Annotated in this window: 23 protein-coding genes and 1 pseudogene; 5 read left to right on the forward strand and 19 right to left on the reverse strand. The window is 41.4% G+C overall.

Annotated elements, in window-relative coordinates; all coding sequences use genetic code 11:
• Positions 1–23 precede the first annotated feature (23 nt).
• The 11 genes and pseudogenes from TOLA_RS03545 to TOLA_RS03595 form a co-directional block, all read right to left on the reverse strand.
• Positions 24–251 carry an RNA-binding S4 domain-containing protein gene (locus TOLA_RS03545; RefSeq protein WP_012728917.1) on the reverse strand — a complete coding sequence of 76 codons (228 nt, stop codon included), beginning with the start codon at positions 249–251 and terminating at the stop codon, positions 24–26.
• Positions 252–556: 305 nt separating this feature from the next.
• Positions 557–769, reverse strand: a pseudogene (locus TOLA_RS16870) (VF530 family protein); the annotation flags it as partial.
• A gap of 96 nt (positions 770–865) precedes the next feature.
• Complete coding sequence (locus TOLA_RS03555; protein ID WP_012728919.1) at positions 866–1,141, reverse strand: DUF1294 domain-containing protein; 276 nt, start codon at positions 1,139–1,141, stop codon at positions 866–868.
• Positions 1,142–1,192: 51 nt separating this feature from the next.
• Positions 1,193–1,588 (reverse strand): GFA family protein, encoded by a 396-nt coding sequence (locus tag TOLA_RS03560; RefSeq protein WP_012728920.1) that lies wholly within the window; start codon positions 1,586–1,588, stop codon positions 1,193–1,195.
• A gap of 97 nt (positions 1,589–1,685) precedes the next feature.
• Complete coding sequence (locus TOLA_RS03565) at positions 1,686–1,970, reverse strand: hypothetical protein (RefSeq protein ID WP_012728921.1); 285 nt, start codon at positions 1,968–1,970, stop codon at positions 1,686–1,688.
• A 53-nt stretch (positions 1,971–2,023) separates the two neighbouring features.
• Entirely contained in the window at positions 2,024–2,449 is a 426-nt protein-coding gene (locus TOLA_RS03570; protein ID WP_012728922.1) for a GFA family protein, read from the reverse strand.
• Between the two features lie 17 nt (positions 2,450–2,466).
• Positions 2,467–2,769 (reverse strand): hypothetical protein, encoded by a 303-nt coding sequence (locus TOLA_RS03575; RefSeq protein ID WP_012728923.1) that lies wholly within the window; start codon positions 2,767–2,769, stop codon positions 2,467–2,469.
• A gap of 10 nt (positions 2,770–2,779) precedes the next feature.
• Positions 2,780–3,253: a DUF1810 domain-containing protein gene (locus tag TOLA_RS03580; protein WP_012728924.1), complete on the reverse strand. Its 474-nt coding sequence runs from the start codon at positions 3,251–3,253 to the stop codon at positions 2,780–2,782.
• A 95-nt stretch (positions 3,254–3,348) separates the two neighbouring features.
• A complete protein-coding gene (locus TOLA_RS03585; RefSeq protein WP_012728925.1) occupies positions 3,349–4,059 on the reverse strand; it encodes a hypothetical protein in 711 nt (236 codons plus the stop codon).
• On the reverse strand, positions 4,052–4,612 hold the full coding sequence (locus tag TOLA_RS03590) for a cyclin-dependent kinase inhibitor 3 family protein (protein ID WP_012728926.1): 561 nt from the start codon (positions 4,610–4,612) through the stop codon (positions 4,052–4,054). The genes TOLA_RS03585 and TOLA_RS03590 overlap by 8 nt, the downstream gene beginning before the upstream one ends.
• Before the next feature lie 106 nt (positions 4,613–4,718).
• Positions 4,719–5,465: an SAM-dependent methyltransferase gene (locus TOLA_RS03595; RefSeq protein ID WP_012728927.1), complete on the reverse strand. Its 747-nt coding sequence runs from the start codon at positions 5,463–5,465 to the stop codon at positions 4,719–4,721.
• A 184-nt stretch (positions 5,466–5,649) separates the two neighbouring features.
• On the opposite strand from TOLA_RS03595, the gene TOLA_RS03600 reads away from it, so the two are divergent.
• Together TOLA_RS03600 and TOLA_RS03605 are read left to right on the forward strand one after the other, a co-directional pair.
• Positions 5,650–5,919, forward strand: coding sequence for a type II toxin-antitoxin system TacA family antitoxin (locus TOLA_RS03600; RefSeq protein ID WP_012728928.1), 270 nt, complete (start codon positions 5,650–5,652; stop codon positions 5,917–5,919).
• Entirely contained in the window at positions 5,919–6,413 is a 495-nt protein-coding gene (locus TOLA_RS03605) for a GNAT family N-acetyltransferase (RefSeq protein ID WP_012728929.1), read from the forward strand. The genes TOLA_RS03600 and TOLA_RS03605 overlap by 1 nt, the downstream gene beginning before the upstream one ends.
• Positions 6,414–6,495: 82 nt before the next feature.
• Here the strand turns inward: TOLA_RS03605 and TOLA_RS03610 are convergent, their stop codons facing one another.
• The 6 genes from TOLA_RS03610 to TOLA_RS03635 form a co-directional block, all read right to left on the reverse strand.
• The gene (locus TOLA_RS03610; RefSeq protein ID WP_012728930.1) at positions 6,496–8,262 is read right to left on the reverse strand and encodes an ATP-binding protein; all 1,767 of its coding nucleotides are present in this window, start codon (positions 8,260–8,262) and stop codon (positions 6,496–6,498) included.
• Positions 8,263–8,367: 105 nt separating this feature from the next.
• Positions 8,368–9,204 (reverse strand): IS3 family transposase, encoded by an 837-nt coding sequence (locus tag TOLA_RS03615; RefSeq protein ID WP_148210410.1) that lies wholly within the window; start codon positions 9,202–9,204, stop codon positions 8,368–8,370.
• The gene (locus TOLA_RS03620; RefSeq protein ID WP_012728932.1) at positions 9,191–9,535 is read right to left on the reverse strand and encodes a transposase; all 345 of its coding nucleotides are present in this window, start codon (positions 9,533–9,535) and stop codon (positions 9,191–9,193) included. Before TOLA_RS03620 ends, TOLA_RS03615 begins: the two co-directional genes overlap by 14 nt.
• A 74-nt stretch (positions 9,536–9,609) precedes the next feature.
• Positions 9,610–10,641, reverse strand: coding sequence for a reverse transcriptase family protein (locus TOLA_RS03625; RefSeq protein WP_012728933.1), 1,032 nt, complete (start codon positions 10,639–10,641; stop codon positions 9,610–9,612).
• A 228-nt stretch (positions 10,642–10,869) separates the two neighbouring features.
• On the reverse strand, positions 10,870–11,220 hold the full coding sequence (locus TOLA_RS03630; protein ID WP_012728934.1) for a hypothetical protein: 351 nt from the start codon (positions 11,218–11,220) through the stop codon (positions 10,870–10,872).
• Positions 11,220–12,077 carry a phosphoribosyltransferase-like protein gene (locus tag TOLA_RS03635; RefSeq protein WP_012728935.1) on the reverse strand — a complete coding sequence of 286 codons (858 nt, stop codon included), beginning with the start codon at positions 12,075–12,077 and terminating at the stop codon, positions 11,220–11,222. Before TOLA_RS03635 ends, TOLA_RS03630 begins: the two co-directional genes overlap by 1 nt.
• 237 nt (positions 12,078–12,314) lie before the next feature.
• Between TOLA_RS03635 and TOLA_RS16945 the strand changes: the two genes are divergently transcribed.
• Genes TOLA_RS16945 through TOLA_RS16955 form a run of 3 tightly spaced genes read left to right on the forward strand, consistent with a single transcriptional unit; the run spans position 12,315 to position 13,084 of the window.
• A complete protein-coding gene (locus tag TOLA_RS16945; RefSeq protein WP_148210411.1) occupies positions 12,315–12,707 on the forward strand; it encodes a phage integrase N-terminal SAM-like domain-containing protein in 393 nt (130 codons plus the stop codon).
• Entirely contained in the window at positions 12,628–12,969 is a 342-nt protein-coding gene (locus TOLA_RS16950; protein ID WP_281054813.1) for a tyrosine-type recombinase/integrase, read from the forward strand. The genes TOLA_RS16945 and TOLA_RS16950 overlap by 80 nt, the downstream gene beginning before the upstream one ends.
• Positions 12,950–13,084, forward strand: a complete 135-nt coding sequence (locus tag TOLA_RS16955; protein WP_342606878.1) for a tyrosine-type recombinase/integrase — start codon at positions 12,950–12,952, stop codon at positions 13,082–13,084. The genes TOLA_RS16950 and TOLA_RS16955 overlap by 20 nt, the downstream gene beginning before the upstream one ends.
• Positions 13,085–13,238: 154 nt before the next feature.
• On the opposite strand, the gene TOLA_RS03645 is transcribed toward TOLA_RS16955, so the two are convergent.
• Positions 13,239–13,640 carry a hypothetical protein gene (locus TOLA_RS03645; protein ID WP_012728937.1) on the reverse strand — a complete coding sequence of 134 codons (402 nt, stop codon included), beginning with the start codon at positions 13,638–13,640 and terminating at the stop codon, positions 13,239–13,241.
• A 171-nt stretch (positions 13,641–13,811) separates the two neighbouring features.
• Complete coding sequence (locus tag TOLA_RS03650; RefSeq protein ID WP_012728938.1) at positions 13,812–14,642, reverse strand: DMT family transporter; 831 nt, start codon at positions 14,640–14,642, stop codon at positions 13,812–13,814.
• Positions 14,643–14,892: the final 250 nt, after the last annotated feature.

Genomic DNA, 14,892 nt, shown 5'->3' on the forward strand with positions numbered 1-14,892 from the left:
AACGCCGTCTCTATAAATCTGATTCAGACTTGCATGTCTTTATTTAATACGATTTTGAATTTTTCATTCATAAATTCAATGATATCGCCGGCAACGATTTTCTTTCGTTTTCTGGTTTCAACTTCGCCATTTACCAAAACCTGACCATCATCAATTACCGCTTTGGCTTCACCACCACTGGATACAATGCTTTCAAATTTCAATATCTTGTAGAGTTCAACAGGTTCTTTGTTAATTTCGATTTCTTTCATTAATGTGTATCTCCTTCGTAGTCTGGTTACTTTCGCCACTTCGCCCATGGATCAGCTGAATCACTCGCCCGATTGTCCGAATACCCGCTACCTCGCGGAGAGTTAAAGCTCGTACCCGCGCTTGAGCGATAGCCCGTATTCTGGCTTCGCGCCGCTGTTTTTTGCGCTCGTTTTTCACGCAAACGCTCAGCATCTTCCAGACTCAACTCGGCTGGCTCACCCGGCATTTGCCCCTGAGGCACAATACGATCTCTGGGTGGCAATTCAAACTGTTCAGCAGACGCCCGTGGCAGGCTTTTAAATTGATATAAATAGAAAGCTTCAACTTTTTCCCGCGCCCAATCCGTTTTTTTAAGAAACTTCACACTGGAATCAATGCTCGGATTGGTCTTAAAACAATTGATATTTAAATAGGCAAAAAGGATCTCGAAACCGTAGTGTTCCACCATTTCATTCAACAGGGTTTTTAAGCTAACACCGTGCAGCGGGTTATTTTTATAATTGTTCTCATCATTCATGAGCGTGTCCAGCCAAGGGAAAGTAATCCGGCATTATACCTTGTTGCAGGAAAGACAAATACAGCGTTACATATGACACTCATTCAATGAGTCTGATTAAAACATCAGTTCCGGGTTTGAGATGATCCAGACCAACCCGGCCAGATTGAAACCCACGGTTGCCCAGTAAACTATCTGGAACGATATTTTCTGCGTTTTATGCCGCAGCGTTCTCTGCGCTATCAACGCGCCAGGCCAGCCGCCGACTAAAGCAAGCATATGCAGTGTGTTTTCCTGGATTCGCCAGCGGTTCTGTTCAGCAGCAGACTTATCTATTGCGTAAGTGATGTAGGTGACGACACTGATGATGAAATAAAAAATGACAATAAACATAAGACCTGAAATATCAGCAAGAAATTGTCGTCACGCTATCACAACTCGCTGTTAAGGTCGTTCTTCATATTGCGGAATATCATCATGGATTTCATCCCATGAAGCTTTCGAACCCACAAAGATATGAGCGAGTGGTTTGACATCGACCGGTGTGTCCAGGGTGCCGATACGGAGTCGTAGTACATCCGGTTGTGAAGGACGGCGGCTGTACAGGGGAGAACCACATTGTTTGCAGAATGAACGGAATACACCGGGCGTCGATTCAAACTCTGCGACAAACTCTTTGCCTTTCACAAAATGGAATTCATCCGTTTTGACCACAGCATTGACAGCATAAGCAGAGCCATTGGCTTTCCGGCATTTAGAACAATGACACATCATTGTCGGGCCCAATTCACCATGAATTTCATACTGAATGGCGTTACACAAACAACTACCTTTAAGCATCGTAATTCTCCTGAGAAGTTAACTTCTAGTTAAACGGTGGTATGTGATATTGCCCTGTGAACGAACGCGAACGAGTTTGAATCTTTGTTAACTATTACTAACGGCAAAGTTTTTTTATTGAATTTGCAATTTCAGTATCTTGTGTGTCGCCATACAGAAGAATCAATAAACTACATTCTTTTTGTTGTAAGTCGCTTTTAGTTAAAACTGTTGGCGTATCTGCTCGTTGAGCCGATGAGTGCTCCATTTGTGTAGTCAGTTCAGCATTGTGTTTCATTACCTGAGGCTGAATATAACCAGACCATGCGATGCCCGAAACGATAAGCGCTGCAAGAGAAAAACCTAAACCAAATCCGAAACCTTCACTAATTTTCTTAAACATCTTAATTTTCCAAACTGAACAATAAAATAATGCTAACTAAATGGGAAAAAACACTATGCGTTAATACTAACGTGAGAAAACCAAACCGTCTGCCAACGGGCAATTTTTTCGGCTGTTGATAATTTCTTTGGCGATGCAGAGCAGGTATCACCGAAAACAGCATTCTCAATGATACGGGCATTAATTGTGGCGTACATATTCTGTTCCTGTTGGAACGAAACACCAACTAATACACCACACTGACGACAGAAGAGAAAATCAGCAGTACCGCTGCCTTGATGATATTTGCCCAATAATTCTGGTTCTCTTACTGATATTGTGAGTTTGCCTTTGGGATCAGAAACATAAGCCGCGCCGTGTTTACGGCAAAAATCACAATCACAGGCTCTCGGATTCAGAGTCGAAGGCGGGGAGGTGAGTTCAACCATTGCAGTGATATTACCGCAATGACAACCAGCCTTGAGTTTGTAACCAGACATGAAACATCCTTAAATTCTCATTTCGCAGAATTGATGATCTTTAATGATGGGAATTTCATATGATGCATGAATTCTCTGAAGATAAGCAACTGCGCATAAAATAACGGCGTTGTATCGGTTTCCGAATCTCTGGCTGGCCTTCCCATTGAAATTTCAGCATATTGTCCGAACAGATACTCCAGGTGATCCCGCATCAAAATCATCACAGCACCGGTTTCTACACCACAAAGAGACGCAATATGTTGAATAAAACTGTTGGCATTGTATAGAACAACATCCTGTGGAATTTTAGTTCTTGAGATGAAATATTCATCAAGCACCTCCGGGAGTTTAACCTCCGGCTAAATGGCGGTTGAAAACCGTCCTGTCCAGTAACTCAAGCGTTCTTTCATCTCTCTGGCCCTGATAATACTTCTCGAGCACTTGTGAAAATACATTATTCTCGCAGGATACACTTTCAAACAAAGTCATGGATGAGCGGAGTTTTAATACATCGGGGTATCCGAAAATATCCTCCGCTGTGACTCCGTCAATAGATACCAGAGTGTTCGCGCATTCGATCAATCTTTTACCAAGGATAGGATCAGATAAGTAGTCTTCCGCTTCTTCACGGCCATGTATTCCAAAATATTCACTTGTTGCGCTAGAGCCTAAGCCTTTAATTTGGGGGAATATGAACCACATCCAATGCCCGGTTTTTTTGCCCCGTTTCAACTCTGCCAATGCGGAATCGAAGATACCCATCTGTGCATCAACATAGCGAGTCAGGTTTGGTTTCACTGGTGTTAAAGGAGTCGTTAGCATATCAGCAAGCCCTCTTAGCCTCATCGTGCAACCATTCGAAGTTGCTCCAGTCCGTTGTCAGGTGTTTCCTTTGTATTACAGGTGCTTAGATTTTATTAATCATCATTACTGTGCTGCATTAATGTTGTTAATTGAGTGGTGATGGAGTGTTTGCGATTCACCATCTTGATGGCCAACTTGTCACTACCGCCATGTTGTTGAATGGTGTGAATGATAGCGTCGTCCGAAAGCCGGCTGACGCGCGATAAAGCGTCAATCAACTGTAATTTACTCATTGAACCAAAAAGATCGTATGCACGGCGATTGTCTTGATTTGTTCTTAACGTGATGATTTCATAGACATCGTTGCCAAAGGCCTTGCCTTTTGGATCGCCATAGGCTCGAAATAGCAACGCACCACCAACATCGATGGTGATCACTTGTCCATTCAGTACACCCTGATTATCACCGTGTAATCCGACGGCATCCCAATTGGCCATCCACGCATGAACGGCAAACCATTGCTGAGCTTGCCGGCGTTCGTCGTCAGAAAATTGAGCGAGGCTTTGTTTATCCAGCTTTTCCCACCGAGTCGCGACCTGATGCGAATTAACGGTTGGAATATAGGTGAGAGTTGGCGCACCGGCGAGTTGATAAAGCTGAGCCGCGATCCATTCGTTCTTCGCAAGCATGGGTGATTCCAACTCTTTTACGTAATAACGTTGCCCATTATTGTCTTCGTAAATTCCAGCGCAATTGCTGCCAAGCTGGCCGCCAACCCGTATCATGGTTGTGGTGTCTATCGGCCTTTCAATCTGGTCATTCATCCATGATGGCCTTTGTTGCCCGAACCACAGAAAGTTGTCCCGGTGTTTCTATCGCACCTTGACGTCGGTGTCTCACCAGGCGGATTGCTTCTGCTGGATCCATTCCCAATTCCACCAAAAGACGACTGGCGATCATCCCGGCCCGACCCAACCCGCCTTTACAGTGCACCAGTATGTTTTCTCTGGCACGCAACCGCTGCCGAATGACTTTTCCCTCGTCCTGCCAACGCGTTTCGAATTGCTGATCGGGCACTGAAAAATCTTTGATTGGCAGATGGATCCAAAGCATGCCGCGTTTTGTCACCTCTTGGCCTAACTCCGTGACCTTTAGAGTATGAAATTCTTCAGATTCCAGCAGGGTTAAAACGACACTGGCATTCCATGCTTCTATAACATCTAAATCTGCCTGAAGATCTCTTTCCCAAATTCCTGTTACCGCATAACGATCGTATTTACCCGGACAAAAGGTAATTCCAATAAAGCCAAAATGTTCATTGGCTCGCACCTCTGCGATTTGCAGCGGATGTGTCGCACTGGTTCTTAGTAATGTCATTGCATCCATTTCCAAATAAACAAGAACGTTGTACCAGACTAAAGAATCCTCATGCCTTGACGCAGGGCAAAATCACGAAAGCCCGCATCCCGGATGCCCCAACTCATCACCGCCTCATCAGCGCGAACACACCCCAGCCCAGGTATTCACGCGTGTAAGCGGCGTAACGCTCGGGTTCCGAGGTCAGTTGGGCTCGAACCTCGTTGGCTAACTCGTCGTCGGGATTGGCTTCAAGCCACCGGCGCATAGTGAGCCATTTGGCCGCTTCGTATCTGTCCCAACCGTCTTGGTTGGCCAGAACCATTTCAACAACGTCGTAGCCGAGGTGGCCGAAAGACGAAATAAATTCTGGAAGCACGAGGAAGTCAGCGATTGAGTTGGCAAGACATCGCTTGGCAATATCTTCTGTTGGCGGCAATTGCCGCCAGTAGGGCTCGCCGATGAGAATGATCCCTCCGGTGCGCAGGCTTCGCGCCAGAAGCGCGATAGTGCCGGCGACTCCTCTGGCGATCCAGGTTGCGCCAACGCAGGCGGCCACGTCGACCTTCTCATCAGAGACGTAACCCGCTGCATCGCCATGAATGAACTTAACCTGATGGGCAACGCCGAGTTCTTCAGCACGAAGTTTCGCTTGCTCGGTGAACAACTGACTCATGTCGATGCCAGTGCCGACGATGCCGTGATCGCGTGCCCAGGTGCATAGCATTTCCCCCGAACCACTGCCGAGGTCGAGCACTCGTGCCCCAGGCTCCAGATGCAACGCCATGCCGAGAGTGGCGAACTTATCGGGTGTGAACGGGTTATGGATGCGGTGAGCACTTTCAGTGATGTTGAATATTCGTGGGATGTCCATTGTGAAAACTTCCTTGCGGGAGAGTGAATTCGCTTGGGGGCTAACTTCGAATTGTACGGTGGCTGAAAGCCGTCCCACATTTAGTTTTGTTAGCCGCTAGGTGCCAGATTGACACATATTGGCTAATCGTTAATAAAGTGCCATAATCATGTTGTGCCACAATGACACACATTGGAGATTGATTATGGCAACCGCATTACCTCGTATCACTGCGCGTGTTGACGCAGAAACACAAGATTTACTTGCTCAAGCGGCAGCGATTGCTGGTATGACGAGTATCAACTCATTTGTACTTAATGCAGCCATCGATAAAGCAAAACAAATCATGGAACGTGAAAGAGCGCTAAAACTGTCTCAACGTGATGCCATGATGTTAGCTGATGCGCTGGACGCACCAACAAAACCGAATGCCAGATTGCAACAGGCCGCAGAACGCTACAAGGCTAAAACATAATGATGACGGTGAAGCTGGATAAAGCAACGCATGACCGACAGCATTTTGATTGTGGTGTAGAAAGCCTGAATAACTATTTGAAAGTGATGGCCAACCAGCAATCACAGAAAGATAACACGCGAACATTTGTGCTCGTAGAAGAGCAAAATTCAGAACGGGTGATTGGTTATTACACGTTAACCATGACACCAATAGACCTCAGTGCATTACCCGATAAATTGCAAAAAAAGCATCACAATGCCAGTTCAGGCGGACTGATTGCTCGTTTAGCTATAGATAAACGCTATGCAAAACAAGGTCACGGAGAGTGGTTGCTGATTGATGCTTTGAGCCGATTACTGCAAGCCAGTGAAACCGTGGCTTTTCCGGTCGTTATTGTTGATGCGAAAGATGGTGCAATTGGCTTTTATGAAAAGTTTGGATTTACGCCATTTCAAGATTCAACTAATAAGCTGTTTCTTACAATTGCTGATATTCGCGCCAGTCTTGAATAAATCACCGCTTAAAGCGGCTAACTTCAACTTAATTGGCGGCACGTAGTGCCGTCCAAATTTAAGTTTTTGTTATACATATTTTCTATGCGTGTTGCTCACCACCAAGCTCTTTTAATAACCAATTTAATTGGTGTCGAGCACTAGCAATTATTTCATCGAATATAAAAACATTAGTGTTAGGCTCCATGTGGTGAGATGGTGGCAAATCAATTCCTCGTTTACCACCGATCAATATCACAGTAATTTTTGATGATGTGTATGGAACAAAATCATTTCTATAGGCTGTTGCTTGTTGATAGTCTTTATATTGCAAAGAATGACTTGGGCGTTTAAATTCGATAAGTAAATATTCATTAGCAAAGTTTACATTTAAAAGCAAGTCAGGTCGTTTATTAGCTCGCTCACCAATATAGTTTTTATTAAGAAAATCTTCAACTTGTCTTTTAAGGGTTCTATTGCTGCTAAATACTGAATAATTAGCACCAAACACCCACAAACACTTTTCTAAAGCTGAGTGAACAACATATTCTTCTGTTTCTTCTTTTTGACAAAGCTCTTCAAATCGGTCTAGAAACTCTAATCGGCTTTTTGCTTGCTCACCAACTATTGCTAATTCTGCTAATCCGAATTCACTAAGGGCTTCTGCTAATTTTGATATCTCAGAATGTTCTGCCGCGTGAATATAATCTAGTATTGCTCTGTAATCAGTTTTTTCTACGGCATCAAGTAACACGCTTACAATTGGTTCGACTTTTGATTCAGGCTCTCCATAATATCTACCTAGAATGGATTTTATGGCTTTATCTGCATATACACGTTTATATTCAGGTAAGGCAGATAATCTTTCATTTATTTTTCTTGTTAGTCTAGCTTGAGCTAAACTCATTTCTCTGCCATATTCTTCTTTTACTTTTTCTTTGAGTAATGGTTTTATGAATTCTTGAATTTCAGTGAATAGTTCACTGTTTTCAATTAATGCTCCCCAATCGGCCGTAACATGGTCAAATAAGCCATCAGCTTCGATTTCACCATAGATTTTATCTAATAATTTTGTTGGGAAATCTTCTTCTCTATCTAAACCAAAGAAGGTAGGGGAACCTACTATTTTTCCACCTACGCGAATTGATATTCCTGGTTGTTTTAATTTCCCTTTTTGGTTTGAAACTGTAAATCGGATATTTAATTCGCCGACATTAGGGAGATTGTGTTTTAACTGAGTATAACTACCTTGTATATCATCAATACCTAATTTTTTATCGTTGACTGTGATTTCTATATCATCACTTCTGCCATATTCTTGTAGTAAAAGTTGTCTTAATTTATCGGGGCTTGGGAATGATAGGTTTTGAACCAAATTTGATAATGTTATCTTAGTGCCATGGCTTTTAGAATCTGGAATATCAACAATGTTTAAGTTTACTGACAAATCTTCGATATCATTTGCATTTTCTAAATCTGCGGTTGTTAAAGAAAAGGTACACTTTTTACCTCTTGTCCATGTCTCCACTTGCATCGCGTTTGCAATCATGAGACCAGCAAATTTTCCAATTCCTTTCTTCCCTTTAACTTTGCGCTTTTTTTGACTTGTCAGTTCACCTCTTCTTTGCCTGCGATCACTAGCGATATATAAATACTCTTTAAGCAGTTCATGTTCTGTCATTCCAGAACCATTATCACATACAATAACCGGATCACTTGTTAATGGTTCTGGTAAACTTATATTTATATGTTCAGCATCAGCATCCCAACCATTATCAATTAATTCTTTTAATGCTCTTTCTGAGGAACGATAGTTTTCGGCTAATAACTTTGCTAATCGAGTGTCGACTTGAAAGGTAATTTTAGGCACTAAATTTTCCTCAAATATTGATAATGTCGCAATATGTATAACTTTTACTTAAATGGCGGCATGCAATGCCGTTGATGTTCACCCGATAAAACGGACACGCGTTTATTAAGCAGCATGTTCAAACTGTATCGGAGATACATAATTGAGGCTACTGTGCAGCCGCACCTTATTATAAAAATTCCGGATGTATCTGCTGATCTGATCTCTCAGTGCAGATACAGTCGGAAAATAATTTTCGTAAATCAGTTCAGACTTTAACGTCTTAAAAAACGATTCAACTTCAGCGTTATCGGTGCACTGACCTGGCCGGTTCATACTATGTCGGATCCCAAATTTATTGAGCCAGATTTGCATGGCTTGTGCTCTGAACTCAACACCACGATCAGTATGTAAAATTAATCCCGCTTTGGGTTTGCGTTGCTTCAATGCTTGATACAAGGCGGCAACCGAGAATTCCGCATTGAGCTTCTCTTGAAGCGACCAGCCAATAATTTTTCGCGACCAGAGATCGACAATCACGGCCAGGAATACGTGCCGACGGCCATGGCGGATATAAGTCACATCGCTGGACCATTGCTGGTTCGGCCCCGTTGGTTTTGGAGCCTGTAGCCTGTAATTAGGCAGAACTTTTAATTCAGCCCGAAGCTTACTTAATCGCTTATAAACCCGCTCAACACGGGCTTTTAAACCATTTTCTCTCATCAATCTGGCAACACGTTTGCGGCTGATGACAATGCTTTCAGCGCGTAATGCCTGATAAATTTTAGGACTGCCGTATCGTTCCGCCGATGCCTTGAAGACGCGCTTAATGTGCGTCAGTAACACAGCATCCTGTTGCGTGTGAACACTGGGAGTGCGCTTTAGCCAGTCATAATAGCCACTACGCGTTGGCAAAGACGTTTCACAGAGAGGCGAGAAGCATGCTTTTTTATGAATTGGAATGCTTCCGTCGTTCCTCGGCCAGAAAGCGTTGCCACTTTTTTAGGATGTCATTTTCCTCTTCAAGTTCAGCAATACGTTTTCTGAGTTTTTTAAGCTCATCCTGCTCTTTGAGCTGGGCATTGGGCTCAGAAGGTTTGGTTGTGGGCTTCATCGGACCATATTTCCCTTCACGAAATTCTTTACGCCAACGAGACAACATAAAAGGATGAATGTCCAGTGCAGCAGCGACATCCTTTACTGATCGCTGAGGGTCAAAACTCCATTGAACGGCTTTCATTTTGAACTCGTCAGAGTACTTAAAAATACGTTTAGCATTGGTATAAGCGGGCATTGATGACCTCTGGATTAGTTATCAATGCGTGTCCGAAAAAGTGGGTGAAGTCCACGTCCAGTTTCAAGTTTTTGTTATGTATTTTCTTTTCTTAATTTGATTAAAAACATTAATGATTTCTTTGCAAAATCATTATCTGGTTCAACTTGTAACCAAAAAGAAAATTTACCTTCTAAGGATTGCAGACATTTAGGGTTTGAAATCTTCATTTTGGTTACATGTGATAAATAACCATGTTTTTGTATGTAGTAAAGTTCTTGTTTTAATTCACGTTTAAGTTGCCGAGGTATTGTTGCTTTGGGGCCAGATACTGATATGCCAGTTACTATTCTTTTGTTGTTATTTAGTTGTAATCTGGTTTTATTTTTATTTGGTGTTAAATTGTAATCAATAATTATAGATTCTATTGTTTGTATTAATTCGTGAGGAATATACTCACCTGAAAAACAGAGATCATCAGCATATCTTGTGTATGTTAACTGATAAGATGTAGACAACAATGACAATCTTTTATCTAACCCCACCAATAGAATATTTGATAAATATGGGCTTGTGGCTGCTCCTTGTGGTAATTTGTCATTTAAACAACACAGTGACGCTAAATTAAATGAAACATTATGAGAATATCCTAAAGAGCTAAACAGATTTATAACCCAATTTATTGGCAGTGATGGGAAAAAATCTTTAACATCCATTTGTAATAAACATTTTTTATTTAGATGAGATTGAGCATTAGTTACAATCGAATGATTGAGATTAAATCCATGTGCAGCAGGATGAATTGATATTTTTTTCAGAATATTATTGTAAATCCATTTTTGACAAGATAATAGGGACGGATATGGAGATACAATATGTCTAACACCACCTTTTTTCTTGGGGATATCGAACTCTCTATAAAATGAGTCTGGAGAGTGGATCATTTTTAAAAGCTCTAGATATTTTATGCCTATCAATAACGAAAGGTGTTCAAGCTCGAAAATTACAGGAAGATTTTTATCGACTAAATTCGTAATGTATGGAGTGTATTCTTCAATAATATCTAAAGATACACCGTGACTTATTAAGTATGAAATCCAGTATTCTATTGTGTTGTTTTTTTTCATATAAAAAGCTTACAGAAGCTACCTTCTTTACTTGCAACCCCTCTTCAAGTAAGAAAATATTGCGACACGCAATATTTTCTTAACTTAAGAGCTACCACAAAGGACGGAGTCCTTTTGGTACGGTACAATAACTATTCGCTTTTTGAATAGTTATTGTACGTTGGTTAACGGGAGCCTTATCCCGGAGAGCGACTACACTCTAACGTACTAGCTTCTGTAAGCCAGCTCCTATTCTATATGTTTTTTTGCTGTAGGGAAGTTAAATTTGTCTAGCAGATTAATATTTGGAATGTACGGATCTGCACTTGATGGCTTATCAATTAAATATTTTTTTGGGGTATCCCGCCAGTGTCGACTAAGGGCGTTTGCATTTATTAATGCTGCATCCATACCTTTTTTGGAAAGAGAAATTTTATCATTAGACTCTTCAATAAGTTGTTTTTCTATTAAATTATTATATGTTTTTGTATACTCTGGGAAGCTAACCTTCATTCGTTTAAATATAGTAAACGGGTCTAGTTTCTTATTGCTATTGAATAATGTACTAATGAATAGTTTTTCAATATTATTTAGTTTCATCAATTATCATCCATGAACCTTGTTAAAAGGTGTGGTCTATCTGTAGAATCAATTAATTTCGGCCACCAAAAAATAGGAAATACGTTATTTGGCGTATTCCCTTCTTCTCTGCAATATAATGATTCACATTGGCCATAACCAAGGGAAAATTCTTGAATATCTCTGTTTGATATTCTATTCAATAAGATGCTTTCAAGGCTTAACATTAAATTTATTTTAGTTTCTTTAGTTTTCTCATCATAATGATCAGATATGCCTCGAGAAATCTCTCTAATTGTTTCTACGTGGATATTTTTATCTCTGATTTTTTTCAAACCAATAGTGGTGGCAGCTAATGTATATACATGAATATTAATGTCATTTATGTTTTTATTTTCAAATACTCTTCTAGTTTCGGCGACACGACTAAGCACTGTTTGACCTGAACCAATAAACTCATCTATAAAAATTATATTTTTATGCTTATTTTTATTGTCTGTATAAGTACGATATGCTCTTCCAAATGTATTTACAAGTTTGCAGTTATTCCAGCCTGCCTTTGCAAGCTTGCTTTTGAGTCCGTATAGTAAATATTGTGCACTATCTGCATTAGCATCTGCTGTGAGTGCAACTATTTGGGTAGTATCATCACTGATATTTTCTGTATTAGTAATTTTATCTACTAGAGCATCTAAACATTTCAAGTAATCATCATTAGAAATATAAACAAAGCGAGATAATAGCTCTACGATAAGCTCACGTTTTTCAATGCTATCACATTCTTCGAAAAGCAATGAAATTAGCTCATCGTACTTGTACTCTAACCAAGGTTGTTTCTTGGATAACGAGTAAATTAATTCAAATTGATTTCTATTCATATTTAATGTGTGGTTGATTTAAATACATAACAATTTATTCTACCGATTAACGCCACATTTCTCTGTGTGAGCGTTCCATAAAATCTACCTGTAACTTTTCACAAAAAACCGTTAAACTTCAATAAAATCATGCTGTTATTTTGTTTTATCAAAAAGCAAAGGCAGAGAAAATCCATATAGTTTGTAAAAGTTATAGTAGTATCAAAATACTGTTTTTACATACAGGATTCATGTTGAATGCAAAAACCTTCTTCTCCTTTTTTAGCATCGGTTTTTGAGTTTATGGTTGTTCGGCATTATGCCAAAAGTACAATCGAAGCTTATATCTATTGGATCCGCTGGTTTATTCGTTTTCACCGTAATCAGCATCCTGCTCAGATGGGCAATATTGAGGTTGAACAGTTTCTGTCATTCCTGGCGAATGAACGAAGTGTCGCAGTAAAGACACAATCTCTGGCGTTAAATGCATTGGTGTTTTTATATAAGGAAATTACCTACCGTGTTAACTCCTGCAGAAATTCGGGATTTACTCTCAGTATTACCAGCTCATTTGCGTTTACCAGCTCAACTTATGTATGGCAGTGGATTGCGTTTGATGGAGGCAATGCGACTGCGCATACAGGATATTGATTTCCATTATTTATCTTTGATGATCTGGAATGGCAAAGGTGGAAAACATCGTAGGGTGACATTAGCGCCGGAATTAGTACCTGCACTACGTGAGCAAATTCGTCAGGTTACGTTTTATCACAAACAAGATGTTGAACATCCAGATTATGCCGGAGTCTGGATGCCTTTTGCATTAGCGCAAAAAATGCCTGCGGCACCGAAATCCATGTTGTGGCAATTTAAGACATTCATTTGCGACACATTTGCTGGCCAGAGGTACTGACATTCGGACAGTACAAGAGCAATTAGGACACAGTGATGTAAAAACGACTCAGATCTACACGCATGTATTACAGCATGGAGCGAACGGTGTACGCAGTCCGTTTTCTGATTTGTAAAGCAACGCTACCGCCCTTGGTTGATAGCACCACTGGCCTGTTCCCTCTGCTGATGTGCAAATCCTTGCGTTTCATAGAGAACAGGTTACTGGATGTCATTGTTGATTTGCAAACGGAACCGCTGTAATGAAATGATATGGATCAATTCCAGCGTTTATTCACTGCGCAACTGGGCTTTAAACTGATTCTCATACGCTGCATTGTGTTCAGGGAATAATGTTTCATATTCCGTTTTAGGAATACCAGTGACTTCGATTTCAAAACTATCACTGTCAAATCCACGAATTGTCGTGGTTGTGCCATTGATGGGGATGTCCAGGCTATTAAAGATGCCAAGCCCACGGATTGACTCTGCGTCAATGAACTTAAAATCAGGATAATCAACGTTGATTTGAGCTTCTGTTTCTTTGCAGTACACAGAGAAAAAATCATAGCCCGAATCAAGGTTCTGTAATTCTATTTTACCTGACACCAGACCCAGTGGCGGATCAGCCTTCTCCAGTTGGGTGTAGCCAATGACAACATCATAGAGTTTTACCGAATATTTTCCTGACACCCCAAACTCCTTAAATGGCTTTAATTCTATGAAATAACAAAATTTTTACAGATAGAATTATCAGTGACTACCTCTGATTAGCACAGGTTACGGGATGAAGGACATTATTGGCAAATGGAACTGCTCCAAATCGTATGATCTGGATCAAATGCCTGAATAAAGTGCGGTGCGTTAAGGTTTTCTGCGCCGGGTGTAGCGCTCATTCAGATAGAGCGATAGCAGGATCACACCGCCGCCGGTGAGTAATTTCAGCAAATTGGTGTCCCGGTTCCAAATCAGCAGGTTTACTATCAGACCAGCCGGAATCAACGCATTATTCATGATGGCCAAAGCACCGGCATTAACCAGCGTGGCACCTTTATTCCACAGGAAATAACCTAACCCCGAAGCCCCGGCGCCCAGCCAGATCAATATCGCCCACTGAGTCGGGTGCTCAGGATAGTGCGCTTTACCGAACAAGAACCAGCTAAGCACCGATACCAGCAGTGCACCAAGATGAAAACAGCCAAAAATTGCCAGATGGGGCGGTTGTTCGGTCTGTTTGGCGAGCAATTGTTTATACGCGACTTGCCCTATGGCAAAACAGATATTTGCGCCTTGTACCACAAGGAAGCCCAGCAGATAGTCACTGGTCAAGGCATCGTACCGGATCAGCGCTGCGCCGATCACCGAGAGCACGGCGGTTAGCAGGTAATAAGGCGAGAACCGGCGTGCGAGCCAGTCATAATACAGCGTGATATAAATCGGCGTGAAAATAGTAAAAATCAGCACTTCCGGCACGGTTAATAACAGAAATGACCGGTAGTAAAAGATATACATCACGCCTAACTGGATCGCACCAATCAGCATCAGTTGTATTGCCAATTTCCAGTTCAGCCAGCGACGTCGTAAAAAGGGAAGAAACACCAGTGCGGCTAAGAAGGTACGTGTCAGCACGGCAAAATAAGAGTCAACCTGACCAGCCAGATATTCACCAATCAGGCTGAAAGTGTAACCAGTCACTCAATCTGTCATAACCGGGATCACTAGATATTAAACGGGAACATATGGGAAAAACTCTGCAGTGGCAAGGGTTTGAGGGCAGATTGGGGCTTAAAATAATGCGATCCGAGAGATCCGTCTAAAATGTCACATCGAAAGCATTGAATGCCGCGGGGTCATTTAAAATGTCATATCCAAGAAACGTTTATCCAGGCATTTAAAATTACCGCCTGGATAAGTCAGTGACTGTTTAAACGCTAACAATTAGTTA

The organism is Tolumonas auensis DSM 9187 (assembly GCF_000023065.1).
Lineage (GTDB): Bacteria > Pseudomonadota > Gammaproteobacteria > Enterobacterales > Aeromonadaceae > Tolumonas > Tolumonas auensis.

Bases quoted from the DNA above. Each gene is read 5' to 3' on its own strand.
- TOLA_RS03545 (WP_012728917.1), bottom strand. From the start codon at position 251: ATGAAAGAAATCGAAATTAACAAAGAACCTGTTGAACTCTACAAGATA.
- TOLA_RS03555 (WP_012728919.1), bottom strand. From the start codon at position 1,141: ATGTTTATTGTCATTTTTTATTTCATCATCAGTGTCGTCACCTACATC.
- TOLA_RS03560 (WP_012728920.1), bottom strand. From the start codon at position 1,588: ATGCTTAAAGGTAGTTGTTTGTGTAACGCCATTCAGTATGAAATTCAT.
- TOLA_RS03565 (WP_012728921.1), bottom strand. From the start codon at position 1,970: ATGTTTAAGAAAATTAGTGAAGGTTTCGGATTTGGTTTAGGTTTTTCT.
- TOLA_RS03570 (WP_012728922.1), bottom strand. From the start codon at position 2,449: ATGTCTGGTTACAAACTCAAGGCTGGTTGTCATTGCGGTAATATCACT.
- TOLA_RS03580 (WP_012728924.1), bottom strand. From the start codon at position 3,253: ATGCTAACGACTCCTTTAACACCAGTGAAACCAAACCTGACTCGCTAT.
- TOLA_RS03585 (WP_012728925.1), bottom strand. From the start codon at position 4,059: ATGAATGACCAGATTGAAAGGCCGATAGACACCACAACCATGATACGG.
- TOLA_RS03590 (WP_012728926.1), bottom strand. From the start codon at position 4,612: ATGACATTACTAAGAACCAGTGCGACACATCCGCTGCAAATCGCAGAG.
- TOLA_RS03595 (WP_012728927.1), bottom strand. From the start codon at position 5,465: ATGGACATCCCACGAATATTCAACATCACTGAAAGTGCTCACCGCATC.
- TOLA_RS03600 (WP_012728928.1), top strand. From the start codon at position 5,650: ATGGCAACCGCATTACCTCGTATCACTGCGCGTGTTGACGCAGAAACA.
- TOLA_RS03605 (WP_012728929.1), top strand. From the start codon at position 5,919: ATGATGACGGTGAAGCTGGATAAAGCAACGCATGACCGACAGCATTTT.
- TOLA_RS03620 (WP_012728932.1), bottom strand. From the start codon at position 9,535: ATGCCCGCTTATACCAATGCTAAACGTATTTTTAAGTACTCTGACGAG.
- TOLA_RS03625 (WP_012728933.1), bottom strand. From the start codon at position 10,641: ATGAAAAAAAACAACACAATAGAATACTGGATTTCATACTTAATAAGT.
- TOLA_RS03630 (WP_012728934.1), bottom strand. From the start codon at position 11,220: ATGAAACTAAATAATATTGAAAAACTATTCATTAGTACATTATTCAAT.
- TOLA_RS03635 (WP_012728935.1), bottom strand. From the start codon at position 12,077: ATGAATAGAAATCAATTTGAATTAATTTACTCGTTATCCAAGAAACAA.
- TOLA_RS16945 (WP_148210411.1), top strand. From the start codon at position 12,315: ATGCAAAAACCTTCTTCTCCTTTTTTAGCATCGGTTTTTGAGTTTATG.